We start from the raw sequence: 20,338 nt of genomic DNA on the forward strand, positions 1-20,338 counted from the left end.
TGAAATAGCCTATTCAGCCAGAGTGCAATTATTCTGGCTGAACGCTATTTAATGGAAACAACTACAGTTTACTGTTGTAAATGGATTTCTCTAACCGGACAAGGAATCGTGATATCAGCACTTTTTAAGGCATTTATAATGGCCAAGTTGCTTTGGTATTTGTCGTCATAGTAGCTATTAGTTGGCACCCAGTAACGTACGCCGATTTCCATACCAATACTGTTGAAGTCATTAATACCCACTTGAGGCGGGCGAGACTGATTAATATTGTCTTGCGTTTGTAGTGCTTGAGCAATCAGCTGAATGACGTGTTGTGGGTCGGTTTGATAATCAATATTAAATTTAGTGTCGACCAATTTATATTCTTGAGAGTTATGTAAAATTTCACCGACGATATGCTTATTAGGAATACTAATTAGCTCGCCTTCCTCATTAGTCAGTATCGTTAAGCCCAACTGGATTTTTTGCACCACACCTGAAACCCCTTGGATTTCGATAGTGTTACCAATCACAAAAGGGCGAGTCACGATAATGGTAACCCCTGCAGCGTAGTTTGCCAGCATGCCTTGAAGTGCTAAACCTGCACCTAATGATGCCGCACCAATTGCTGCTACCATTGGAGTGACACTAATGCCTAGCTTACCAAGGGCAATGATTGCCACCATCACGATAATTGTGATTCTGACTAAGTTCGAAACAAAGTTACCTAGGGTGACATCAATATTGTGTTTTTCGAATTGATTCGTAACGACATTAGAGACTTTATTCGCAACCCATACACCAATTAAAAAGATGATTACGGCACCAACAATCTGGAAGCTATATTGCACAATAAACTCGGTGAGCAAATCGTAAACATTTTGCAGTTGGGCTAGCTCTTGGTCTAATCCTGTTTCGTTCATAATAGTGTTCTTTACTGTGAATGATGGAACATGAATGCATTGAATATAGTGTTGCGAAAAAGCACTAATTTGTCGAGTTTATTAACACTTTTAATCATTTAAAGGTGAGTTGATTGCAATAGTCATATTTCATACATAACAATGATGCCATTCCGTGAGATACCTCAAGGTTCCAATGCAATTTCATCGGTGTTAAATCACATTGAAGGTATAGTTTAGTGCGCAATTACATTTATCACTTTGCCTCACGGTAAGGTTTGTACTCTACTTCAGGAATAACAAGATGAAAGCCATTTTATTTGTAGCAAGTTTATTGTTTATGACGACAGCACAAGCTGAGGTGTTTGTTGTGAATGATAAAATTGAACCAGTGACTTTAGAAGATCAGTTTGAGCAGCCTTTAGTGGTAAATGAACAAACTCAATGGGTATTATTTAGCCGAGGCATGAAAGGCGGCGAGCTTATTCAAGCATCGCTTGAATCATTGCCAGCTGAAAAACAACCAGAGAACTTAGTTTATATTGCTGATATCAGCGGTATGCCTTCTCTTATTGCTAGATTTGTCGCTATCCCAAAAATGAAAGACTTACCCTTTTCAATGGGGTTAGATCGTGAAGGTGATGTCACAGCAACTTTCCCATCAGAAAAAGACATGGCGTCAGTCATCAAATTAGATAAATTCAATGTCGTTAGCATTGAGCACTTTGATTCAAGTGAAGCTATTACTGAAGCTATTTCTCAGTAATGACAAACTCGATGGCATCTCACTGATGCCTGACAATATTAAAGGACGCATATGCGTCCTTTTTTATTGGCTGAAAATTGATAAAAGTGTCAGCGTTAATGCTTTTTCAGCATTGAGAAAATTTCTTCTTTTAAATGCAATTTCTTGGATTTGAGAATTTTAAGCTCGGGAGTGGCATCGCTACTGTAGTGCTGCTCGTACTGTTTAATTTGTTCATCTAGCTGATTATGCTCATCGAAAATCTTTGAGAAATGGGCATTGGTGGTTTTTAATTTACTGATTAAATCACGGTACTCTGGAAACATAGAAGGGCTCCTTTTTTTCTATTGTTAATACCAAATTACGCCGACTTTTAAGCCAGTATCGTGACCAAGATCAATTATTATTAAAATGCTTGTTATTACTGAATATAAACTAAAATTGACTATTGAGTTTCAGGTAGTTTATGGTGCGCTAAATTAGAGGTTGGTATTGGCATTTGTAAATTTGTCACAACAAGCGTTTTATAAGTATCAAGATTTATGTGATCGAGTTAACCCTAACTGAGTTAATAGTGGGGTAAAGTCGACATAATTAGGATTTTATATTCAATAATGAAAGGGGTTTTCAACATGGCCGACGTATTTCACTTAGGTTTAACCAAGCAAATGCTTGATGGTGCAACAACGGCAATTGTTCCGGGTGATCCAGAGCGTGTTAAGCGAATTGCTGAATTAATGGACAACGCAACGTTTCTAGCCAGTCACCGTGAATATACCAGTTATCTTGCTTATATCGATGGTAAAGCTGTGGTGGTTTGTTCAACTGGTATTGGTGGTCCTTCGACTTCAATTGCGGTTGAAGAGTTAGCACAACTTGGTGTGACCACATTCTTGCGTGTCGGTACCACTGGTGCGATTCAGCCTCAAGTTAATGTTGGTGATGTGATTGTAACTCAGGCATCGGTACGTTTAGATGGCGCGAGCTTACATTTCGCTCCGCTTGAATTCCCAGCAGCTGCAGACTTCAACTGTACAACAGCAATGGTTGCCGCTTGTCGTGATTATGGCTTAGAGCCTCATGTTGGCATTACCGCGTCATCAGATACCTTCTACCCAGGTCAAGAGCGCTACGATACCGTTTCAGGCCGAGTGACCAGTCGTTTTGTTGGCTCAATGAAAGAGTGGCAAGCGATGGGCGTATTAAACTACGAAATGGAATCAGCGACGCTATTTACTATGTGTGCTTCACAAGGTTGGCGCGCAGCCTGCGTTGCAGGTGTGATTGTGAATCGTACTCAACAAGAGATCCCTGACGAAGCGATGATGAAGAAAACCGAAGTCAGTGCAATTACTATCGTAGTTGATGCTGCTCGAAAACTCATGGCGTAATCGTTAAGTTTATAAATTAACTTAACTGTTTGAATATAAAGGTGCTTAGGCACCTTTTTTATTGGTTGTATTTGGTAAATTGCGCAGTGTTTTTAATGTAAGCGAACGTGTCCCCGTGTGGAATATGATTGCAATTTAGTCATTTTACTGTATTGTTGACATAATATGTCGTGTTGTTAACCCTTATCTTAATTGGTGTGAACAGTACAGATATTGTCAAAGTGCTTTTAGCATTCCAATGGTTATCAAGACTATAAACTCCCTGCCTAAAATCTGGGTTGGATCAGGGTTTAATAGCTTAAAGGATTCTATGATAACGTGTTTACAGGGGGGTATATGGAGTTTTCAAATCCAACCAGCATTTGGTTAATTGTTGGTCTCATCTTAATGTTCGCGGAAATTATTGTTCCCGGGGGTATCGTTATCTTACTCGGCACAGCCTGTGTCATCGTTGCGGCTGCACTATTTACAGGTGTTGTTGATGGCGCTACACAAAGTTTTACCCTGTGGTTTATCACTTCAATTGTATTACTTCTGAGCTTTCGTCATGTCACTCAACGAATGATTGGAGGGGATGCTCACGTGGATAATACCGACGAAGAAATGGATTTATATAATCAAATTGTCACGGTAAAGGCTGATATTGGTCCAGGTGAACGAGAAGGTCGGGTGACTTATTCAGGCACTGAATGGCCAGCATTAGGCGACGGTAGTGAGATTAAGTCAGGTAGCAAAGTGCGTATTATTTGCCGTGAAAACATCGCGTTAATTGTTGAGCCATATATCGAAACTGAAGTGTCGCCTTAACGAAGCGCTATATGTGCATTTCAAAAGCGCAAAACCGTAAGCCAAATTAATAAAAAATCACGGATAAAGTCATATTAAAGCCATGCTCATTATTGGCTTGAATATTATTTTCAAAAGGAAGGGGAAGTATGTTTGAACTAACCATAGCATTTTTATTCATCGTTTTTATCTTGTATAAACTCATGTTGATTGTACCAATGCGTGAGGTCAATGTGATTGAGCGTTTAGGTAAATTTAGAACCGTATTACAACCGGGATTTCATTTTTTAGTGCCTTTTGTTGACCGAGTTGCTTACCGCCACGATACCCGTGAAGAAGTACTCGATGTCCCACCGCAAAGCTGTATTTCAAAAGATAATACTCAATTAGAAGTTGATGGCTTAGTGTACCTAAAAGTCATGGACGGTAAGTTAGCCAGTTACGGTATTGAAGATTATCGCCGCGCTGCAGTTAACCTTGCACAAACCACCATGCGTTCAGAGATTGGTAAATTAACCCTATCGCAAACGTTCTCAGAACGTGACAGTTTGAATGAGTCGATTGTACGTGAGATTGATAAAGCATCCGATCCTTGGGGGATCAAAGTGCTGCGTTATGAGATCAAAAACATCACTCCTTCTATTCATGTGATTCATACGCTTGAAAAGCAAATGGAAGCAGAGCGTCGTAAACGTGCTGAGATCACCCTAGCGAACGCCGAAAAAGCGGCCATGATCAACATGTCAGAAGGTGAACGCCAAGAGGCGATTAACTTGTCAGAAGGTCAAAAACAAAAACGGATCAACGAAGCAATTGGTTCAGGGCAAGAAATTACCATCATTGCTAAAGCAAAATCAGAAGGCATGGATATGATTTGTACTGCACTGGCTAACGAAGGCGGTAATGATGCGATGAACATGATGCTAAAAGAGCAGTTTATTAGCCAAGTGGGTAACATTTTGTCTGAGTCTCAAGTGTCGGTAGTTCCTGCTGAAATGGCTAAATTAGAAGGCTTTTTTGAAGGTATGGAGCAAGTGACCCACGCCGTAGCTAAACCATCATCAGCCACAAAAGGAGCACGATAATGTTAAACGGAGTTGATACAGATTTCATCGTGATGATCATTTGGGGCGCAATCTTTTTAATATTTGTACTGAAGTTATTTCAGTCAATTCGATTAGTGCCTACTAAGTCTGCTTACATTGTTGAGCGCTTAGGAAAATATCACAACACACTAGATGCAGGTTTTCATGCCTTAGTGCCTTTTATTGATAAAGTGGCTTATATCCACGATTTGAAAGAAGAAACCATTGATGTTCCTCCACAAGAATGTTTCTCAAGTGATGAGGTCAATGTTGAAGTGGACGGGGTAATCTATATCTCAGTGGTGGACCCCGTTAAAGCGAGTTACGGGATTACTGATTATCGTTATGCAGCAATTCAATTGGCACAAACAACCACACGCTCCGTTATTGGTACGCTGGATTTAGACCGTACTTTCGAAGAGCGCGATATTATATCGGCCAAAGTGGTTGAAGTGCTTGATGAAGCTGGAGCGATTTGGGGTATTCGAGTTCATCGTTATGAAATTAAAAACATTACCCCGCCAGAAACAGTTAAAAATGCCATGGAAATGCAAGTGAATGCTGAGCGTGAGCGTCGTGCTTTATTGGCAAAAAGTGAAGGTGATAAACAAAGTAAGATTAATCGCTCTGAAGGTTTTATGGCTGAAACCATTAACTTGTCAGAAGGTGAGATGCAACGCCGTATTAACGAAGCTGAAGGTAAGGCTGAAGAGATTTTAACCCTTGCTAAAGCGACCGCTGAATCGATTGAGCGTCTGGCTGTCGTTATTTCAAAACCTGGCGGACACAGCGCACTGCGTTTGCAATTAGGTGAGCAATACTTCAAGCAACTTGAAGGGTTAAGTGATGCCGATAACCGAGTGGTATTACCGGCTAACTTGATTAATTTCGAGCAATGGATGACGACCATGGGTCTTGAAGACGAATTTAAGGCTAAAAAATAGTTGTTTGATTCGTTAAGGGAGAGGCTAGCAGCAGTGCTAGCCTTTTTTATATAGCAAATACCGTGGCGGGTATAATTACTGCTCAAATCGCGGCGACATAGCCGAATAAGTGGCTAAAACTGACTAAAAACCTGATTGACTAACTGATTAATGAGTCATTCAAATTTTGCGAAATCAATAAGATAAGGTTATGTTTATGATGAGTGCATTAGGTTAAGTCGTGATAACCGAGATGAATAGAATGTCAGTGAATAAACGTGTTATGGCATGCCCTTGTAGATAAGAGGTGAGAGTGAAACCAAAAGTATTGCATTGTGTTGACGATCCAAACATGGGCGGCGTTAATTTTGCGCTTCAAAGCTTATGCGGCTCAACATTGCAACACGACTTTGAATTCGACATCAAATATGTGGATTTTTCAAAGCCGGTTTCTTTGAATTCAACAGCGGATATTATTTGCTTACATGGTGCTTCAAATTGGCGAAATCTGTTCAATATTTTCATATTTACATTACGGCACCCCAAGGCAAAATTCGTCTTGCAAGAACATCACTACAGCGCAAGCTTTGTGCGCTCGCAAATTCAGTCTCCTAAACGTTTTTACTGGATGCTTAAACTCAATTATTGGCTAGTGGACAGGGTTATTGCCATTGCGCCTTCACAGCAGTTATGGATGCTTAACCATGATTTAGTGCCAAAAAATAAGATCAATTTATTAGGCCAAGGACGTGATTTAAGTCGGTTTATTCCTAAATTGAACGACCTAAATAACGCCGCAATCGACGCTGAACGAAGTAATGTTAATAAAACATCCGCTGACATAAAAGTGCCTGTTATAGCCGCTTATGGGCGTTTTCATTATCAAAAGGGCTTTGATTTATTGATAAAGGCGATGTCGCTGATTAATCAACCTTGTTTACTGAAAATCGCGGGTGAAGGCCCCTTGGACGATGAGCTAGAGCAATTAGCTGGTGGCGCTGCGAATGTTGAGTTTGTGGGGAAAGTTGAACGTGTCCCTGAGTTTTTAAATCAAGTTGATGCTGTGGTTATCCCATCTCGCTGGGAGCCCTTTGGGCTGATATTTATTGAGTCATTGGCCATGAATAAAGCCATTATCTCAAGCACTGTCGATGGGCTAGGGGATCAAATTAATCAGCATGCTGCATACGATGTTAATCAAGGGGAAAACCTTCCTGTTATTCATCCTATTTCTGAGCCTGTTAGCGCTGAATCTATTGCCGATGCAATTAATCAATTTTTATCTCAAGCGGTTTCATCAAACACAGACTCGAATATTGGCTATATCAATCACTGGAAACAGCAACAATGGTTTGAGCTACAGCAAGCATGGAAAGACTTGTTCGATGAGTTATTGAGAGAGAGATAAGATTGTTAAAAATACTCTTCAGATTGTTTTGCTGGTAAGAAGACATTGCTAAATATACAGATTATTACTTTTTAAAACTGTACGTATTTTAGCTTGATCTTTTAGTACGGTTTTATATATCCACTTATAAAAATACTGTCCATTCGTGGCAATAACTGTTTCTGCTTTTTCTTTGCCTAACACTTCAGCAAGTGCATCTAGTTCGAGTAAGCAAACAGCAAGGTGCAAGTAGGTCGAAAACTCACTTCTTGCGCCATCTGGATAGCCAACGGGGACAATCGGATACATCTTTCGAAGGGCTGAAATAGTATTCTCTACTTCTTTTTGCCTTGTGTCTTCAAACCAATGAATCTGTTCATGCAACAATTGAGACAGACCAGCAGGATCATTGTTTGGCATTGAAGCTTTAAGTGTTAAAACGGGGTGACTAAACGGGCTGCGAATAGACTCATCTATGACGATGGTATCCGTAAACCACCATTGGCTGAGATCATGTTGCTCAATAAGTCGTATTATCTGAGCCCGCTTTATCTTTTCTTTTTCACTGTCATGTGACAGAGAAATATCAAGGTCAGTGGCCGAGACCTGAGATAGAAATAGTCGTAGACTTCAACGCTTCCGGAAACTTATCTCTCACTCCGCTTATTGCGGGGTTATGCATATTGCCTGAAGATTTAAATGCAGCCTCTAGCTCGATTGGGTAATGAGTTTGATAAAAGGTTAGCAGCTCTTGATTGGTTAATTCAGATGACTGGCCAATGAGACGGACTGTAAATTCGCGCTCACGATAAGTAATTACTTCGAAAACTTCAGCTATGCTACTGCCTCCGCTTGGCATTAGAAATAGCTCCAGATGCGGAGAGGTGCCATATCGCTGTAGATTTCCCAGCTTCACATCGGTTGCAAAACTATTTGCTGACATAATGAGTAGTAAAATAGATAGAGTGATTTTCATAGTGATGCCTAATGTCCGAAACCGCTGAAATTTAGGAGTACCAGCGAGTCATCTTTCGGACTGCTTGTAATTAAGTTTGCTCTGCCCCTACTTATTTTCTGGGGTACCATGGTTTTTCTTGTAAAAATGTAGTGCTGTTATGGTGCCGAGCACACTACTAACTAGTGGGGGCAGGGTAAACTTTACAAGGGAGTTGATAGGCACATCATTATTTAATGGCTTCTTCTTCCCTAAATGGCGTGCTCGAAGATTGTGTTCGAGGTTACCTAACTCTGTCCTTAAGTGGTTATACCTTAATATAACTTTTATTCTTAATTCAATGTTTTGCTTAGTTTTTTGTTGGCTTGGTTATCTAAGTCTATTACTTCAATCTAATCCATTGCCTGCCGCAGGCTTATGTGCAGATACAACTGCGAGACGCTGCAAGTACGTCCATGTAAGCTCTGCCAAAACATCCATGTTTTGTAAGCTCGCTGCTGCATCTACACTGGGATTATTATTTCTTCGATTTAACGGTATTCGTGAAAATTTGAAGAGCTAAAAGGCGCAATTTAAATTGAGGACGTTGAAGAAAATAGCGTGATGCTCACATGGATATGAGCATAGCTTTCTCGGTGCATGGATGCACCATCGGAAGCGTTAGTGATTTTTGTAGCTTGCTGAAGCGGACTACAGATAAAGTTTAAAGTTATGAAGTCCTCCATTGGAAGTTTTGCTTTTTAAACTTCGCTGGAGCTGCGGGGTGTTCTAAGAGGGAGTCGCAGTTCACTCCCTTTTAGTCTGGTGTGGGCGAAGCGCCACGACGTTGACTTTAATCCAAACGGAGTTTGGAGAATAACAGAGCAGCCGCAATCTGGTGTGGGCGAAGCCCCAAGACCTTGACCTTAATACAAACCAAGTTTGGAAATATAAACACCCATCTTCTCAAATTCAGAATGCGTTGCAGAATGCATTTTAGCCATAATTAAAATCTTTGATAATTATATAAACTGCTGTATTTAAAGGGTATTAAAAGTTGGCATTCGCTGTGCATTACACCGTTACATCCTGATAACGAATAGCGAGATGCAATATGAAAACAGCAACTGTAAAAGCAAATAATGTAAATTCATTGAACGCCCAAATCATCAATATTCTTGGTTTCAGTAGTATTGCTATTGGCACTGGCATGGCGCTATTTAGTGCTAATACCCATGCTGCTGACGCATTTGATGCTTGTCCGACGGAAGCCTTTATCGTGCAAACGCCATCGGGTATTCCAAAGACCTTCGGCGTTGAACTTGGCACAGGTAGTTATACCGTATTGTCACCAGATATGGGGATTAACAAAGCACTCAACGGTGTGGGGTTTAGTTATCTTGATAACTACCTCTACGGTTGGGATTACGAAAATGCCACTGTTGGTAAAGTGGGTAAAGATTACCAAGTAGAGCCATTAACAATCACCAAAGACAGCGCGGCAGCTAATCAAAACTTTTATGTTGGTGACGTCGCCATTAACGAAAACGTTTGGTACGGCTACCGTAAAGGTAAAGGGTTATTTACCGTACCGCTTGATGGTAATGACCATCCTATGAACATTGTGCCGGGCAGTAAAAATAATGCCACTTACAATATTACCGATTTTGCATTCCATCCAACCAATGGCTTTTTATATGCAGTGACTAACGGCAGCTCTGGTACCTTAATCAAAATTGATCCTAGTACGGGTGCGCATGAAAACTTGGGTAATGTGATCACCAAAGACAGCGGTAGTTTTACCTTTGGGGCACAGTTTTTCGATCCTGATGGCAACTTATACTTGAGTAATAACGGTGACGGTAATGTATTTAAAGTCAAGGTTGATGCTGATATTCCACAAGCTGAACTTTTCTCTTATGGTCCTTCTTCTACTTCTAATGACGGTGCGCGTTGTGCGCTTGCCGAAGTGCCAGTAGGAGACAGTGTTGATTTTGGTGATGCGCCAGACACTTACGGCACCTTAATAGACTCAAATGGTGCTCGCCACGGAATTGTTGGCAATATGAAATTGGGTAGTGTCGTTGATAATGAATCAGACGGTTATCCAGCACCATTATCTGATGATGAAAGTGATGGTATCGATGATGATGACGGTATCAGTATGCCTACAGGGTTTGAAATCGGCGAAAATGCGATGTTGATTGTCACAACCCAAGGCGATGCGGCATTTTTAAATGGTTGGATTGATTGGAACCAAAATGGCGAGTTTGATACTGACGAAAAAGTGATTGCTGCTCGTTCATTAAATGCGGGTACAACCACCTTATCAATTGATGTCCCAAATTGGGCTAAAACCGGTGAGACATGGGCACGATTTCGTTTAAGTTCGGTTGCTGATCTACTGCCTACTGGTGGTGTGAGTGATGGTGAGGTAGAGGATTACCCAATTACAGTCACTGAAACGGGTATCACGATCAGTTATTACCCATCTTCTTCTGAGTACACCACGCTGGCTTATGAGGATTTATATCCGAACCAAGGTGACTTTGATATGAACGATGTGGTGATGCAATTACGTATTAGCCAGTTCAGTAAAAATGACATGGTGCGTCGTGTGGCATTTGATGCGCAGTTAGTGGCAATGGGCGCTGCTTACCATAACGGTTTTGCGGTGCAACTGCCTGATGTGGGACGCGGTAATGTACAAGAGTCTGCGATTGAGTGGAGCATGCAAGGGGTGAAACAAACCACCTCGCCATTAGAAGAAAATCAAACTAATGCGGTATTATTGTTCAGTCAAGATTTATGGCAGCACGCTACGCCAGGTAACGGCTGTTTATACTTCAGAACAGAGCCGGGTTGTGGTACTCAGTATCGTGCGACATGGCAAATGACCGTGCCATTTATTGATTCGGTTCATGTCGATGACATGCCTGAATTTCCTTATGACCCATTTATTTTTGCCACTCCAGGTACAGATCATGGCTTAGCGGCGAAGAATATTACTGATGGGCAAAACCCTGGCCGTAAATTAGAAATCCATTTGAAAAATAAAGCACCAACTGATTTGTTTGATACGCGCTTTTTAGGCATGCATGACGATGCGTCAGCGGCTTCACAAGGCCAGTATTTCCAAGATCAAAACGGCATGAGCTGGGCGATTGAAGTACCTGATTCATGGCAGCATCCTGCAGAAAACCAACGTGTTGATAGTGCTTACATTGAGTTTATTGAATTTGCTGCAGACGAAACTGGTGAGACTAAGCCTTACTGGTACCTAAATGCACAAGATTCTTTGATTTTTAAAGACTAAAAGTCACGATGAATCGCATAACTGCAAACCCAATTAACTTAAGTCATAAACGGAATTTTAAGGTGAATATTATGAACACATTAACTCAAACAACTACGGCTAAAAATGCAATGTTAATCACGTCGAATAAAGGTGTAACGGTAGCGGCGACAATGTTACTCACATTACTGACTGCCTGTGGTGGCGGGGGGGGCGGAGATGACAGCTCTCCAGCGCCAGTGGCTGCAACACCAGCGACAACCACAACGACAACGACGCAGACGACACCAACGACCCCAGAAACACCAACGGATCCTGAAACGCCTGAGGAGCCAACGATACCAGCAACGTCAATTGATGATCTGATTGTTGATGCTGATTTTGACTTACAAGCGGCTTTTAATCTGGATATTGATGTGGCGCTTGAGTCTACACAGCGAGGTTATTTTTCGTTATGTGACCAATATGAGCAAAATGGTGCCCAAGTGACGGTTAACTTTGAGTCATGCTTATTACGTGGCGCATTAGATGAAGGTAGCTTAAATGAAGCGCTATTAGTGGCAAACCATCAACAAAACTTAGTGGCGGTAGTGTGGTTTTACGATGGTTCAGATCCTATTTATCAAATGTGGTCATATGATATAGAGGCAGAGGAGCAAACGTTAACCATTGGTGCTATCTAACGGGGTTGCCAACAATACATTAACCAAAAGTCCGTTAACGCGGACTTTTTTGGTTTTATCCCTTCACTGGGGCATGCTAGAAACGTTTACCTAAGGTTAAGTAAAAAGATTGATGATGTAAGTCGTTGACTCCAAAGCCAAACACAGCTGGGCCAAAATCTGTCTCTGTGCCTACAAATATACTGGCGGCATAAATCAAGTCATTAGTATCTCGGGCAGATTTTCGTTGCCAAACATTGCCAGCCTCAACGGATAGCCCCATATAAACAGGGACATCTTTATTGAGTATTTGCCAATCAGAGCGGTGTTGGTAAATAAGCGCACCGTACGCTAATTGACTTCCCACTAGGGCATTATTTGATTCGCCTGATAAGTTTAAAAAACCTCCCAGATTTTGGGTATGCAACAGACTAAACTCTTCAGTATCAACGCCTGCTAAATCGACTTTGGCAATTAAAGTATGGTGCTGATAACTGCTGGCTTTCTTTAAACTAAATTGATATTCAGTAACCGATTCATAACCTTGGCTTGAATTGAATGAAGTGCTATCGGTCATAGTTAATTTATCTTTATGCCAAAAAACATTCGCCTCAATTAAGATGCCTGAAGATGGAAAACTATAACTATCCAAGCTGTCATAACCTACATGAATCATGCTGCCATATGCGTCATAATCAAAATTGAGTTGCGGATATTGTGGGCCCTCCATATCGCCCGTTTCACCGTATATGCCAAGTTCAATCACCATATTATCAAGCGGTGAGTACCCCAAGGCTGCATACAAATGATGGGCATTATGGGTGGTTTTTAGTAACAAGAGCCCTTGTTCATAATAGGTTTGTTGTTGCTGTTGATACTGATAACGGCTTTTTGCGTAAAACTGCTCAAGCTCATCCAGTGGTAAGTAAACTTCTGTTGCCAGTAACTTATCTTTGCCTGTGGTCAGCTCAAAGCGAACTTGGGTATCGGTATCGGCAATATGATTTATTTGATATGCCAGATCGAGTATCACGTTAGAATTGTTTTCAAAGTCTTCTTGCCAGCTAAAACCAATATCAAAAAAATTTGGCCCCCAGCTTTTTTCTTCAGTGTTAACCACCAGCACTTTTTGGTTGTTTTCTTGTTCAAATTCAACGGTGACTTTTTCAAAGTCATTAAGGGCATACACCCGATCAATGGCTTCGATAAGCATGTCTGTACTCACTGATTCGCCGTCATCAATATTCAGCTTTTGTTTAATGAGGGCTGTTGAGGTTGATGACTGATTATTAAAACGAACCTGTTCAATAGGCGCGTGTTGAAAAGCAATAATACCTTGCTTGAACCGAGCTCGTTGACTGAGGTATTGACGAAATTGCTCATTGGTTGAAGCCAGTGTTTCTAGCTGCTGCTGGTGGCTTGAAGCGGCGAGTTGTCCAAGCTCAAAGCCACTGGCTAACGCACTAAAATCTGTGGTATCGAAATTACTGACATCAGGGCGGATAAGGATATCGGCATCAGACAATGTGGCTATTTGTTCAACGGCATTGGCGCGAGTCATCAAGGTACTTAATTGACCGACGATGGCAATAGCGCTGTTGAGCTGTTCTTGGGCTGATAAATCCGCACCAATATCGATGGCAATAACAATATCTGCCCCCATATTTTTAGCGGTTTCAACGGGTAAATTACTTACAATGCCACCATCAACTAAGGATTTTCCATCAATCACGGTGGGCTGTAATATGCCGGGTACCGTGGCGGAAGCTTGCATTGCTTTGAGTAAATTACCTTGGTTTAGCACCACAGCTTCACCTGTGGAGATATCGGTTGCTATCGCGCTAAAAGGCGTTGCGAGATCATTAAAGCTGACTTGGTTTTCGATAGCGCCAAATGAATCCAGGTAAAGGTTGCCCATGGTTTGGCCCCTAAGTAGGCCTTTGGGGAGCAGCAATTGGCCATCAAGTAGGCCTAATTCAAATGGCATGTTGTAGCGGTCGATATCTTGTTTATCACGGTAGCGTAATGATTGTCTTGGCACATTATCGTTAAAACCACTTTCCCACGCTAAGCCGAGCATAATGGTTTCGATGTCGTTTGCACTAAAGCCTAATGCGTATAAGCCGCCAACATAAGCGCCAATACTGGTGCCGACAATATAGTCGACTTCAATTTGTTGTTGCTCTAAATACCGTATTACGCCCACATGGGCTGACCCTTTTGCTCCGCCGCCACTGAGTACTAAACCGACGGTGGGTCTAGGTGATGACTCAAGTTGAGCATCTGGGTGAGTGTTTACTGGGTTTAATGAGTTTGCGCCTACCATGTGACTGATGCAAATACAGCTTGCCGCTAGCCAAGCTAGGCAGGTTTTCGCTAGGTTGACGTTAAAAAGGGGCAATAGGAATTGACGCATCAGAAACCTTTAAATTGGAATGATTGAATTAGGGTTGAAAAGATTTGGGTGCTCACAAACCACCGAAAAATGGGGGAAACAGTGGTCTGTGAGGCTTAGGGTTTGTGATCAATCGGTCAGGATTGATTGCTTGCCTGTTGCGGTGTCTTTTTGGGTGTTGTCATCAGTTGATGGCTTCACTTTCCAGTCTCCGCCTAAGGCTTTGTTGACCAAAATGACATTTGACGCAATGTTCAGCTGCGCTGTGACAAGTGCATCTTGCATGGTGTTATCTTGTCTTTGTGCATCCAACACTTGGATGTAATCAATTAAGCCCGCTTTGTATAAACTATTGGCTTTTGCCACAGCTGTTTGGGTTTGCTGGGCTGCAGTCTCTAATTGTTGATAAAAACGTAAACTATTGCCGTAGCTCATTAATGTGGTTTCAACTTCATTAAATGCCGCATTGACTGCCTGTTCGTAACGCAAACTGGCTTGCTTAAAACGAGTTTGTTGCATATCGACCATTGCGCTGCTGCGCCCGCCATCAAACACTGTCCACTTTGCCCCTAATCCTGCAGCCCATCCAACAGAGGTTGAGCTGAATAAATCATCTGCGCTATCAGCAATCACAGCAGGGCTTGCAGTCAGATAAAACTGCGGATATTGATTGGCAATACTGGCACCGAGTTCTGCATTAATGGCGGCCATCTCTCGCTCTGCTAATGCAATATCAGTGCGTCGTTTAAGGATGTCTGATGGCATTCCTGTCGGGATTTGCCCTGTTACTGTGGGTAAGGGCGCATCTTCAAAGCGATTAAGGATGTCACTTGGGTGTTGGCCTAATAGCGTTGCAAGGCGATATAAATGCACTTTCTCAGCCGTTTCAAATAGGGTTTGGCTAGCTGAGACTGTAGCGAGTGCTGCACGAGCACTGGCTAAGTCTAGTTCTGAACCAAAGCCGCTATTGACTAAGGTTTGTACCATTTCTAAGGTCTGTTGTTGCTCATGAATATTACGTTGAGCAATGGCTAGACGAGCTTGCGCCCCACGATATTGCAGGTAGTTGTGTACCACATCGGCGGTAATCAGTGTATTAACGCCTTGAGACAAAATTTCTGCTTGTTGAACACGAATATTGGCGGCATCGCTTAATGCATCTAAACGACCAAATAAGTCAATTTCCCAACTGACATTTGCGCCAACCATCAGGGCTTGATGATCTTTGTCAATCATCTGGGCGCCTATAGCAGGGCCCGATAATGAGTCGTTTTCTGATAAGCGGTAATCCACAGCTCCCGCCCCTAAATTAACGGTCGGAATTTTTAGCGATGACATCATTGATTCATAAGACTGCGCTGCGGTTATTCGCTCTGCAGCAATTTGAATACTGATGTTTTGCTGCTGCACTTCTTCAACTAAACGATCGAGTTGTGGATCGCTGAAATTGTTCCACCACATATCGGTTTCAATTTGCTGGGTATTGTCTGCATGTAAGTAGATGTGATCTAGCCCGACGGTTTCAGGGGCTTGGTAGTCTGGTGTCATGCTACAACCGCCAAGTAAAAGGGCGATGACTAATGAGATATTACGCATTTTCATGAGTTAACTCCTGTTGTGCTTGGCGTTTAAAAAACAATTTATACAGTGCTGGCATAATGAATAATGACAGTACAGTTGCGACCGCAAGGCCACCAATAATGGTTGCAGCCATTTGATCGAATAATAAGTCAGACAATAGCGGTACCATACCTAAAGCTGTCGTCAGGGCGCCCATCGAAATCGCCATGGTTCTATTGAGGGTTGAGTGAATAATGGCGTCGTCTAATTCAGCGCCATTTTTACGTTCAAGCTCAATTTGATCCATTAGCACAATGCCGTTTTTAATGATCATTCCAGATAAAGCGATTGCCCCGACTAGCGCCATAAAGCCAAATGGTTTGTCGAATAAAATTAAGCTCCAACACACGCCGATAAAGGCCAGTGGCAAGGTAATTAAAATGATGGCGGGTTGCTTAAAGGCATTAAATAGCAGCACCAAGATAATGACCATGATTAAGAATGACTTAGGCGTTTGAGTCATTATGTCGTCAATGGCTTCACGTTCTTCTGAATATTCGCCGCCCCATTCCATTTTGTAACCCGGTGGTAATTCAATCGCTTCAATCTCAGCGGCGATTTCATTACGCACATTACCAATGGTGTCGCCTAATACACCGGCTTGAACGGTAATGGTTGGCACACGATCACGGCGCCAAATCATGCTTTGCTCACCGCGCATTTCAAAACCATCAACCACATGGGAAAGAGGCACACTATGCAAGCCGACAATGGATCGAACAGGGATATCGCCAAGATCGTCTAAGCTGGCATTTGATGACTGCAATACAATTGGCACTAAGGTATCGTGCTCACGTATTTGGCCTAAAGTAATCCCGTCGCTGGCGCGTTTTATCGCTAAGGCAATATCGGCACGATTAATACCAGCAAGACGGGCTTGCTCTTGATTAATAATTGGGTGAATCACTTTGCTTTCTTGACGCCAATCATCACGTACATAACGAGTATGAGGGTGCTGCTCTAAAATCACTTGCGCTTGATCTGACAGCTGTTTTAGCACGAGAGGGTCTTTACCTGAAAAACGTGCTTCGATACTAAATTTATCTGATGTGGCCAGTTTTAAATCCCGAAAACGTGGTTGTGCTTGCGGGAAGGTTTTTGATAACCATACATCGCCATCAGCCACTAATGTTTCAATGTCCTCAAAGCTATGGGTATTAATTAAGATTTGGCCATAACTGCCATCTAGTGGTTCTGGCTCTACCGTAACCGAAAAGCGTGGTGCACTGGCGCCGATAGAAGTAGAAATACTTTCTACTTCAGGGCGAGCCAATAGCCATTGCTCAATTTGTGTCATGTCTTGTGAGACATCTTGAATACGACTGCCATTAGGTAACCAGTAATCCACAAACACCATGGCTCTGTCTGAGGTCGGAATAAAGTTGACTTTCACCATTGGCGTCGCCAGTAATGTCACGATAAGCGACGGAATAATAATAGCGATAGTGTATTTAGGGTTGGCGACAGTCCATGTAATGGCGGCTTTAAATTTAGTGGCAGCGGCGCTCGGTGCTTTTTCGCCGTCATGTTCTGGCGCTTTAATAAATGCCCAGCACATCAGCGGGGTAATGGTCATCGCCACAACCCATGACAGCAATAACGAACTGGCAAGGATTTGCACCACAGATACGGCAAATTCAGCGGCATCAGTCGTTGAGAAAATGACAGGTGTTGCCCCCATAATGGCAATGACGGTCGCAGCAAGCAGTGGTAATGCAGTTTCGCCAATACATGCTTTAGCGGCTTCAAAACGTGCTTTACCTGCTTTGAGTTTACTGACGAACATATCAGTAATCACAATGGCATTATCAACCAACATACCCAATGCAAGAATAAATGAACCCACTGATACTCGCTGTAAGTCAACTGAAGTCAGGTTCATATAAATCAGAGTGAACAGGATGGTCATTAATAAGCTTGCACCGACAATAGATGCACTGCGCCAACCCATGAATATCATTAGGATCACCACCACAATGGCGATACTTTCAAGTAAGTTGTTAATAAAACCTGTTATCGACTTATGGACTTCATCAGGCTGAAAAGCAATAGTGCTAATATCCACACCTAATGGCAGTTCAGATTGGTACTGACTGATCACGTCTTTGAGGGTGTCGCCCAGCGACACGACATTAATCCCGTTAACTGGGCTGACCGCTAATGTGATGGCTTGCTCACCATTAAAACGGCTTTCTGTTAGTGAAGGTGTTTGGTAGTCATAGTAAATATCGGCGATATCACCTAAACGAATTAACCCACTTGAAATAGGGCCAACACCCGACTTAATGGTGAGGTTTTTGATATCTTCAATGCTGGTAAAGCTGCCCGTTTGCTCAACACGTACTTGTTCAATACCCATATCGAAATTACCAGCATCGATAGGCAGGTTTTGGCTAACCAGTTGATTGTACACTTGGGCGGCCGACAATCCTGACTCAGCAATACGCTCATCGCTGATATCAACATTGACGACACGATCTCTAACGCCGTGCAGTTCAATTTTTTTAATGCCATCGACTTCTTTTAGGCGGAGCTGCAACTCTTTAGAGTAATCTTTAAGTTGCTGTAAACTCGCATCGTCACTGTGAATGGCAAAGAGCATTCCATACACTTCAGAAAACTCGTCTTGGACGATATTGATTTGGGCTTCGAGCGGCAAACTGAGTTTTACGTCATTGACTTTACGGCGCAGTAAATCCCACTCTTGTGGCAGTTTTTCTGATGATATGGTCGAATGTAGATCGACAAAAATCATCGACATACCTGGACGAGATAATGAGCGCAGCGTGTCTAATGAACTCATTTCTTGTAGCTTGGTTTCTATTTTGTCTGTTACCAAGTTTTCAACTTCCGATGCAGAAGCACCTGGATAGAGCGTCACCACAACAGCCGTTTTAACGGTAAATGATGGGTCTTCAAGTTTACCTAAGTCAAAATAAGAGTAGATACCTGCAATGATGCATAGCACGGTAAAGAAGCACACGAACACTCGCTGCTTGATGGCAAATTCAGCTAAATTCATCATGAACCTCTCACAGAAATGATATTTTCAACGACTTTGCCGTCATGAATAAAGGCGCTACCAGCCACAATGACGGTGTCATTGATCTTGATGTCACCAAGCACACAAACATGGTTGCGACCTTGTTTAATGACGTTCACATCAACACGCTCCGCTTTACTATCAACAATCTTGGTCAATTGGGTGATGTTTTGACGACTGACTAACGCACTTGCTGGTAAACAAATGCTGTTGTTGTCGAGAGTTTGATCTGCAATACGTACATTGACCACTTTGCCTGGATAGAGATGATCTTGCTTTTCGTTAAGTGCAATGGTCGCCGAGAAGGTGCGTTTAATGCTATCTGGGATACTGGCTATTTCGATCACTGTGCCGTTAAGCGCCTTGCTACCATTATTTGCAGCACCCTTGGTTTCATTAGTGGATACACTGGCAGCTTGGCCTTGAGAAAACGCAGGTAACATCGTTTCTGGGATATCGATAATGGCTTGTAATTTTTCTGGTTGATGCAAGGTGACAAAGGCAAGCCCTGGTGAAACTTGTTCAAAATTATCGTATGAGCGTTGACCTACAATGCCGCTAAATGGCGCGACGAGCTCAGTGTAGTTAAGGGCATCTTTAGCTTGTTTTAGATTTTGCTCGACAACAGTGACGGCAGCCTTGGCTCTTGCTACCCCTGTTTTAGCACGATCTAAGCTGACATCAGACATAGCATTGTCTGTGGTCGCCATCTGGGTGCGGTCTAACTCATTTTTAGCTTGATAGTAACTTGCGTTCGCTTCAGCTAAACGGCCTTCCAGCTCTGCAACTCTGACTTGGTAGTCATGGGGATCAAGACGGGCAATCACTTGTCCTTTTTCGACGTAATCACCTTGTGCAGCGTTTATTTCAATTAGGGTTCCAGCCACTCTAAATGCAAGACGTGCCTTTTCTTGGGCTTCTAATACACCTGAAAAGCGCAAGTCATGGTTTTGGTTATTTTCACCGATAACAATGACAGAAACTGGTTGAGTTGGTTTATCTGCAACAGTAGCGTCTTGACTGCAGCCGCTGACCATCGCAGTAATAAGTGCAAGTTGAGTCAGATTAGTGATTTTTTTCATTTTCATGGAACACCTCATAATTAATGAGGGCAGTTTATTCAGATATTCACTTATTAAGTAGCGGTATATGAGTAGTTTCACTTACTTATAAAATGAGACAATCAAAAGA

16 protein-coding genes are annotated in these 20,338 nt (G+C 42.3%); 8 read left to right on the forward strand and 8 right to left on the reverse strand.

Going from position 1 to position 20,338, the window contains the following annotated elements:
* Positions 1-68: 68 nt before the first annotated feature.
* Entirely contained in the window at positions 69-902 is an 834-nt protein-coding gene (locus A9267_RS12100) for a mechanosensitive ion channel family protein (RefSeq protein WP_065109348.1), read from the reverse strand.
* Between the two features lie 283 nt (positions 903-1,185).
* On the opposite strand from A9267_RS12100, the gene A9267_RS12105 reads away from it, so the two are divergent.
* Positions 1,186-1,647, forward strand: coding sequence for a hypothetical protein (locus tag A9267_RS12105; RefSeq protein ID WP_065109349.1), 462 nt, complete (start codon positions 1,186-1,188; stop codon positions 1,645-1,647).
* A 95-nt stretch (positions 1,648-1,742) separates the two neighbouring features.
* Here A9267_RS12105 and A9267_RS12110 read toward each other — a convergent pair whose 3' ends face one another.
* Entirely contained in the window at positions 1,743-1,952 is a 210-nt protein-coding gene (locus tag A9267_RS12110) for a YdcH family protein (RefSeq protein ID WP_065109350.1), read from the reverse strand.
* A 306-nt stretch (positions 1,953-2,258) separates the two neighbouring features.
* Between A9267_RS12110 and udp the strand changes: the two genes are divergently transcribed.
* The 5 genes from udp (at position 2,259) to A9267_RS12135 (ending at position 7,219) form a co-directional block, all read left to right on the forward strand.
* The gene (gene udp, locus A9267_RS12115; protein ID WP_055023524.1) at positions 2,259-3,017 is read left to right on the forward strand and encodes a uridine phosphorylase; all 759 of its coding nucleotides are present in this window, start codon (positions 2,259-2,261) and stop codon (positions 3,015-3,017) included.
* A gap of 336 nt (positions 3,018-3,353) precedes the next feature.
* The gene (locus A9267_RS12120) at positions 3,354-3,824 is read left to right on the forward strand and encodes an NfeD family protein (protein ID WP_055023523.1); all 471 of its coding nucleotides are present in this window, start codon (positions 3,354-3,356) and stop codon (positions 3,822-3,824) included.
* 128 nt (positions 3,825-3,952) lie between these two features.
* Positions 3,953-4,888, forward strand: a complete 936-nt coding sequence (locus tag A9267_RS12125) for an SPFH domain-containing protein (RefSeq protein ID WP_065109351.1) — start codon at positions 3,953-3,955, stop codon at positions 4,886-4,888.
* A complete protein-coding gene (locus A9267_RS12130) occupies positions 4,888-5,832 on the forward strand; it encodes an SPFH domain-containing protein (protein ID WP_055023521.1) in 945 nt (314 codons plus the stop codon). The genes A9267_RS12125 and A9267_RS12130 overlap by 1 nt, the downstream gene beginning before the upstream one ends.
* 292 nt (positions 5,833-6,124) lie before the next feature.
* Positions 6,125-7,219, forward strand: coding sequence for a glycosyltransferase family 4 protein (locus A9267_RS12135; protein WP_065109352.1), 1,095 nt, complete (start codon positions 6,125-6,127; stop codon positions 7,217-7,219).
* A gap of 48 nt (positions 7,220-7,267) precedes the next feature.
* Here the strand turns inward: A9267_RS12135 and A9267_RS12140 are convergent, their stop codons facing one another.
* Both A9267_RS12140 and A9267_RS12145 read right to left on the reverse strand, forming a co-directional pair.
* Positions 7,268-7,618 (reverse strand): hypothetical protein, encoded by a 351-nt coding sequence (locus A9267_RS12140; protein WP_065109353.1) that lies wholly within the window; start codon positions 7,616-7,618, stop codon positions 7,268-7,270.
* 172 nt (positions 7,619-7,790) lie between these two features.
* Positions 7,791-8,174: a hypothetical protein gene (locus A9267_RS12145; RefSeq protein WP_065109354.1), complete on the reverse strand. Its 384-nt coding sequence runs from the start codon at positions 8,172-8,174 to the stop codon at positions 7,791-7,793.
* 1,072 nt (positions 8,175-9,246) lie between these two features.
* Between A9267_RS12145 and A9267_RS12150 the strand changes: the two genes are divergently transcribed.
* Complete coding sequence (locus tag A9267_RS12150; RefSeq protein WP_065109355.1) at positions 9,247-11,448, forward strand: LruC domain-containing protein; 2,202 nt, start codon at positions 9,247-9,249, stop codon at positions 11,446-11,448.
* A gap of 71 nt (positions 11,449-11,519) precedes the next feature.
* On the forward strand, positions 11,520-12,110 hold the full coding sequence (locus tag A9267_RS12155) for a hypothetical protein (RefSeq protein ID WP_082972353.1): 591 nt from the start codon (positions 11,520-11,522) through the stop codon (positions 12,108-12,110).
* Positions 12,111-12,186: 76 nt separating this feature from the next.
* On the opposite strand, the gene A9267_RS12160 is transcribed toward A9267_RS12155, so the two are convergent.
* The 4 genes from A9267_RS12160 to A9267_RS12175 form a co-directional block, all read right to left on the reverse strand.
* Positions 12,187-14,505: a patatin-like phospholipase family protein gene (locus A9267_RS12160; protein WP_082972354.1), complete on the reverse strand. Its 2,319-nt coding sequence runs from the start codon at positions 14,503-14,505 to the stop codon at positions 12,187-12,189.
* Between the two features lie 108 nt (positions 14,506-14,613).
* Entirely contained in the window at positions 14,614-16,086 is a 1,473-nt protein-coding gene (locus tag A9267_RS12165) for an efflux transporter outer membrane subunit (protein ID WP_065109356.1), read from the reverse strand.
* Complete coding sequence (locus tag A9267_RS12170; protein WP_065109357.1) at positions 16,073-19,129, reverse strand: efflux RND transporter permease subunit; 3,057 nt, start codon at positions 19,127-19,129, stop codon at positions 16,073-16,075. The genes A9267_RS12165 and A9267_RS12170 overlap by 14 nt, the downstream gene beginning before the upstream one ends.
* Positions 19,126-20,235: an efflux RND transporter periplasmic adaptor subunit gene (locus A9267_RS12175; protein WP_065109358.1), complete on the reverse strand. Its 1,110-nt coding sequence runs from the start codon at positions 20,233-20,235 to the stop codon at positions 19,126-19,128. Before A9267_RS12175 ends, A9267_RS12170 begins: the two co-directional genes overlap by 4 nt.
* Positions 20,236-20,338 lie beyond the last annotated feature (103 nt).

The sequence above is a fragment of the Shewanella sp. UCD-FRSSP16_17 genome, from assembly GCF_001675935.1.
GTDB classification, from domain to species: Bacteria; Pseudomonadota; Gammaproteobacteria; order Enterobacterales; family Shewanellaceae; genus Shewanella; species Shewanella japonica.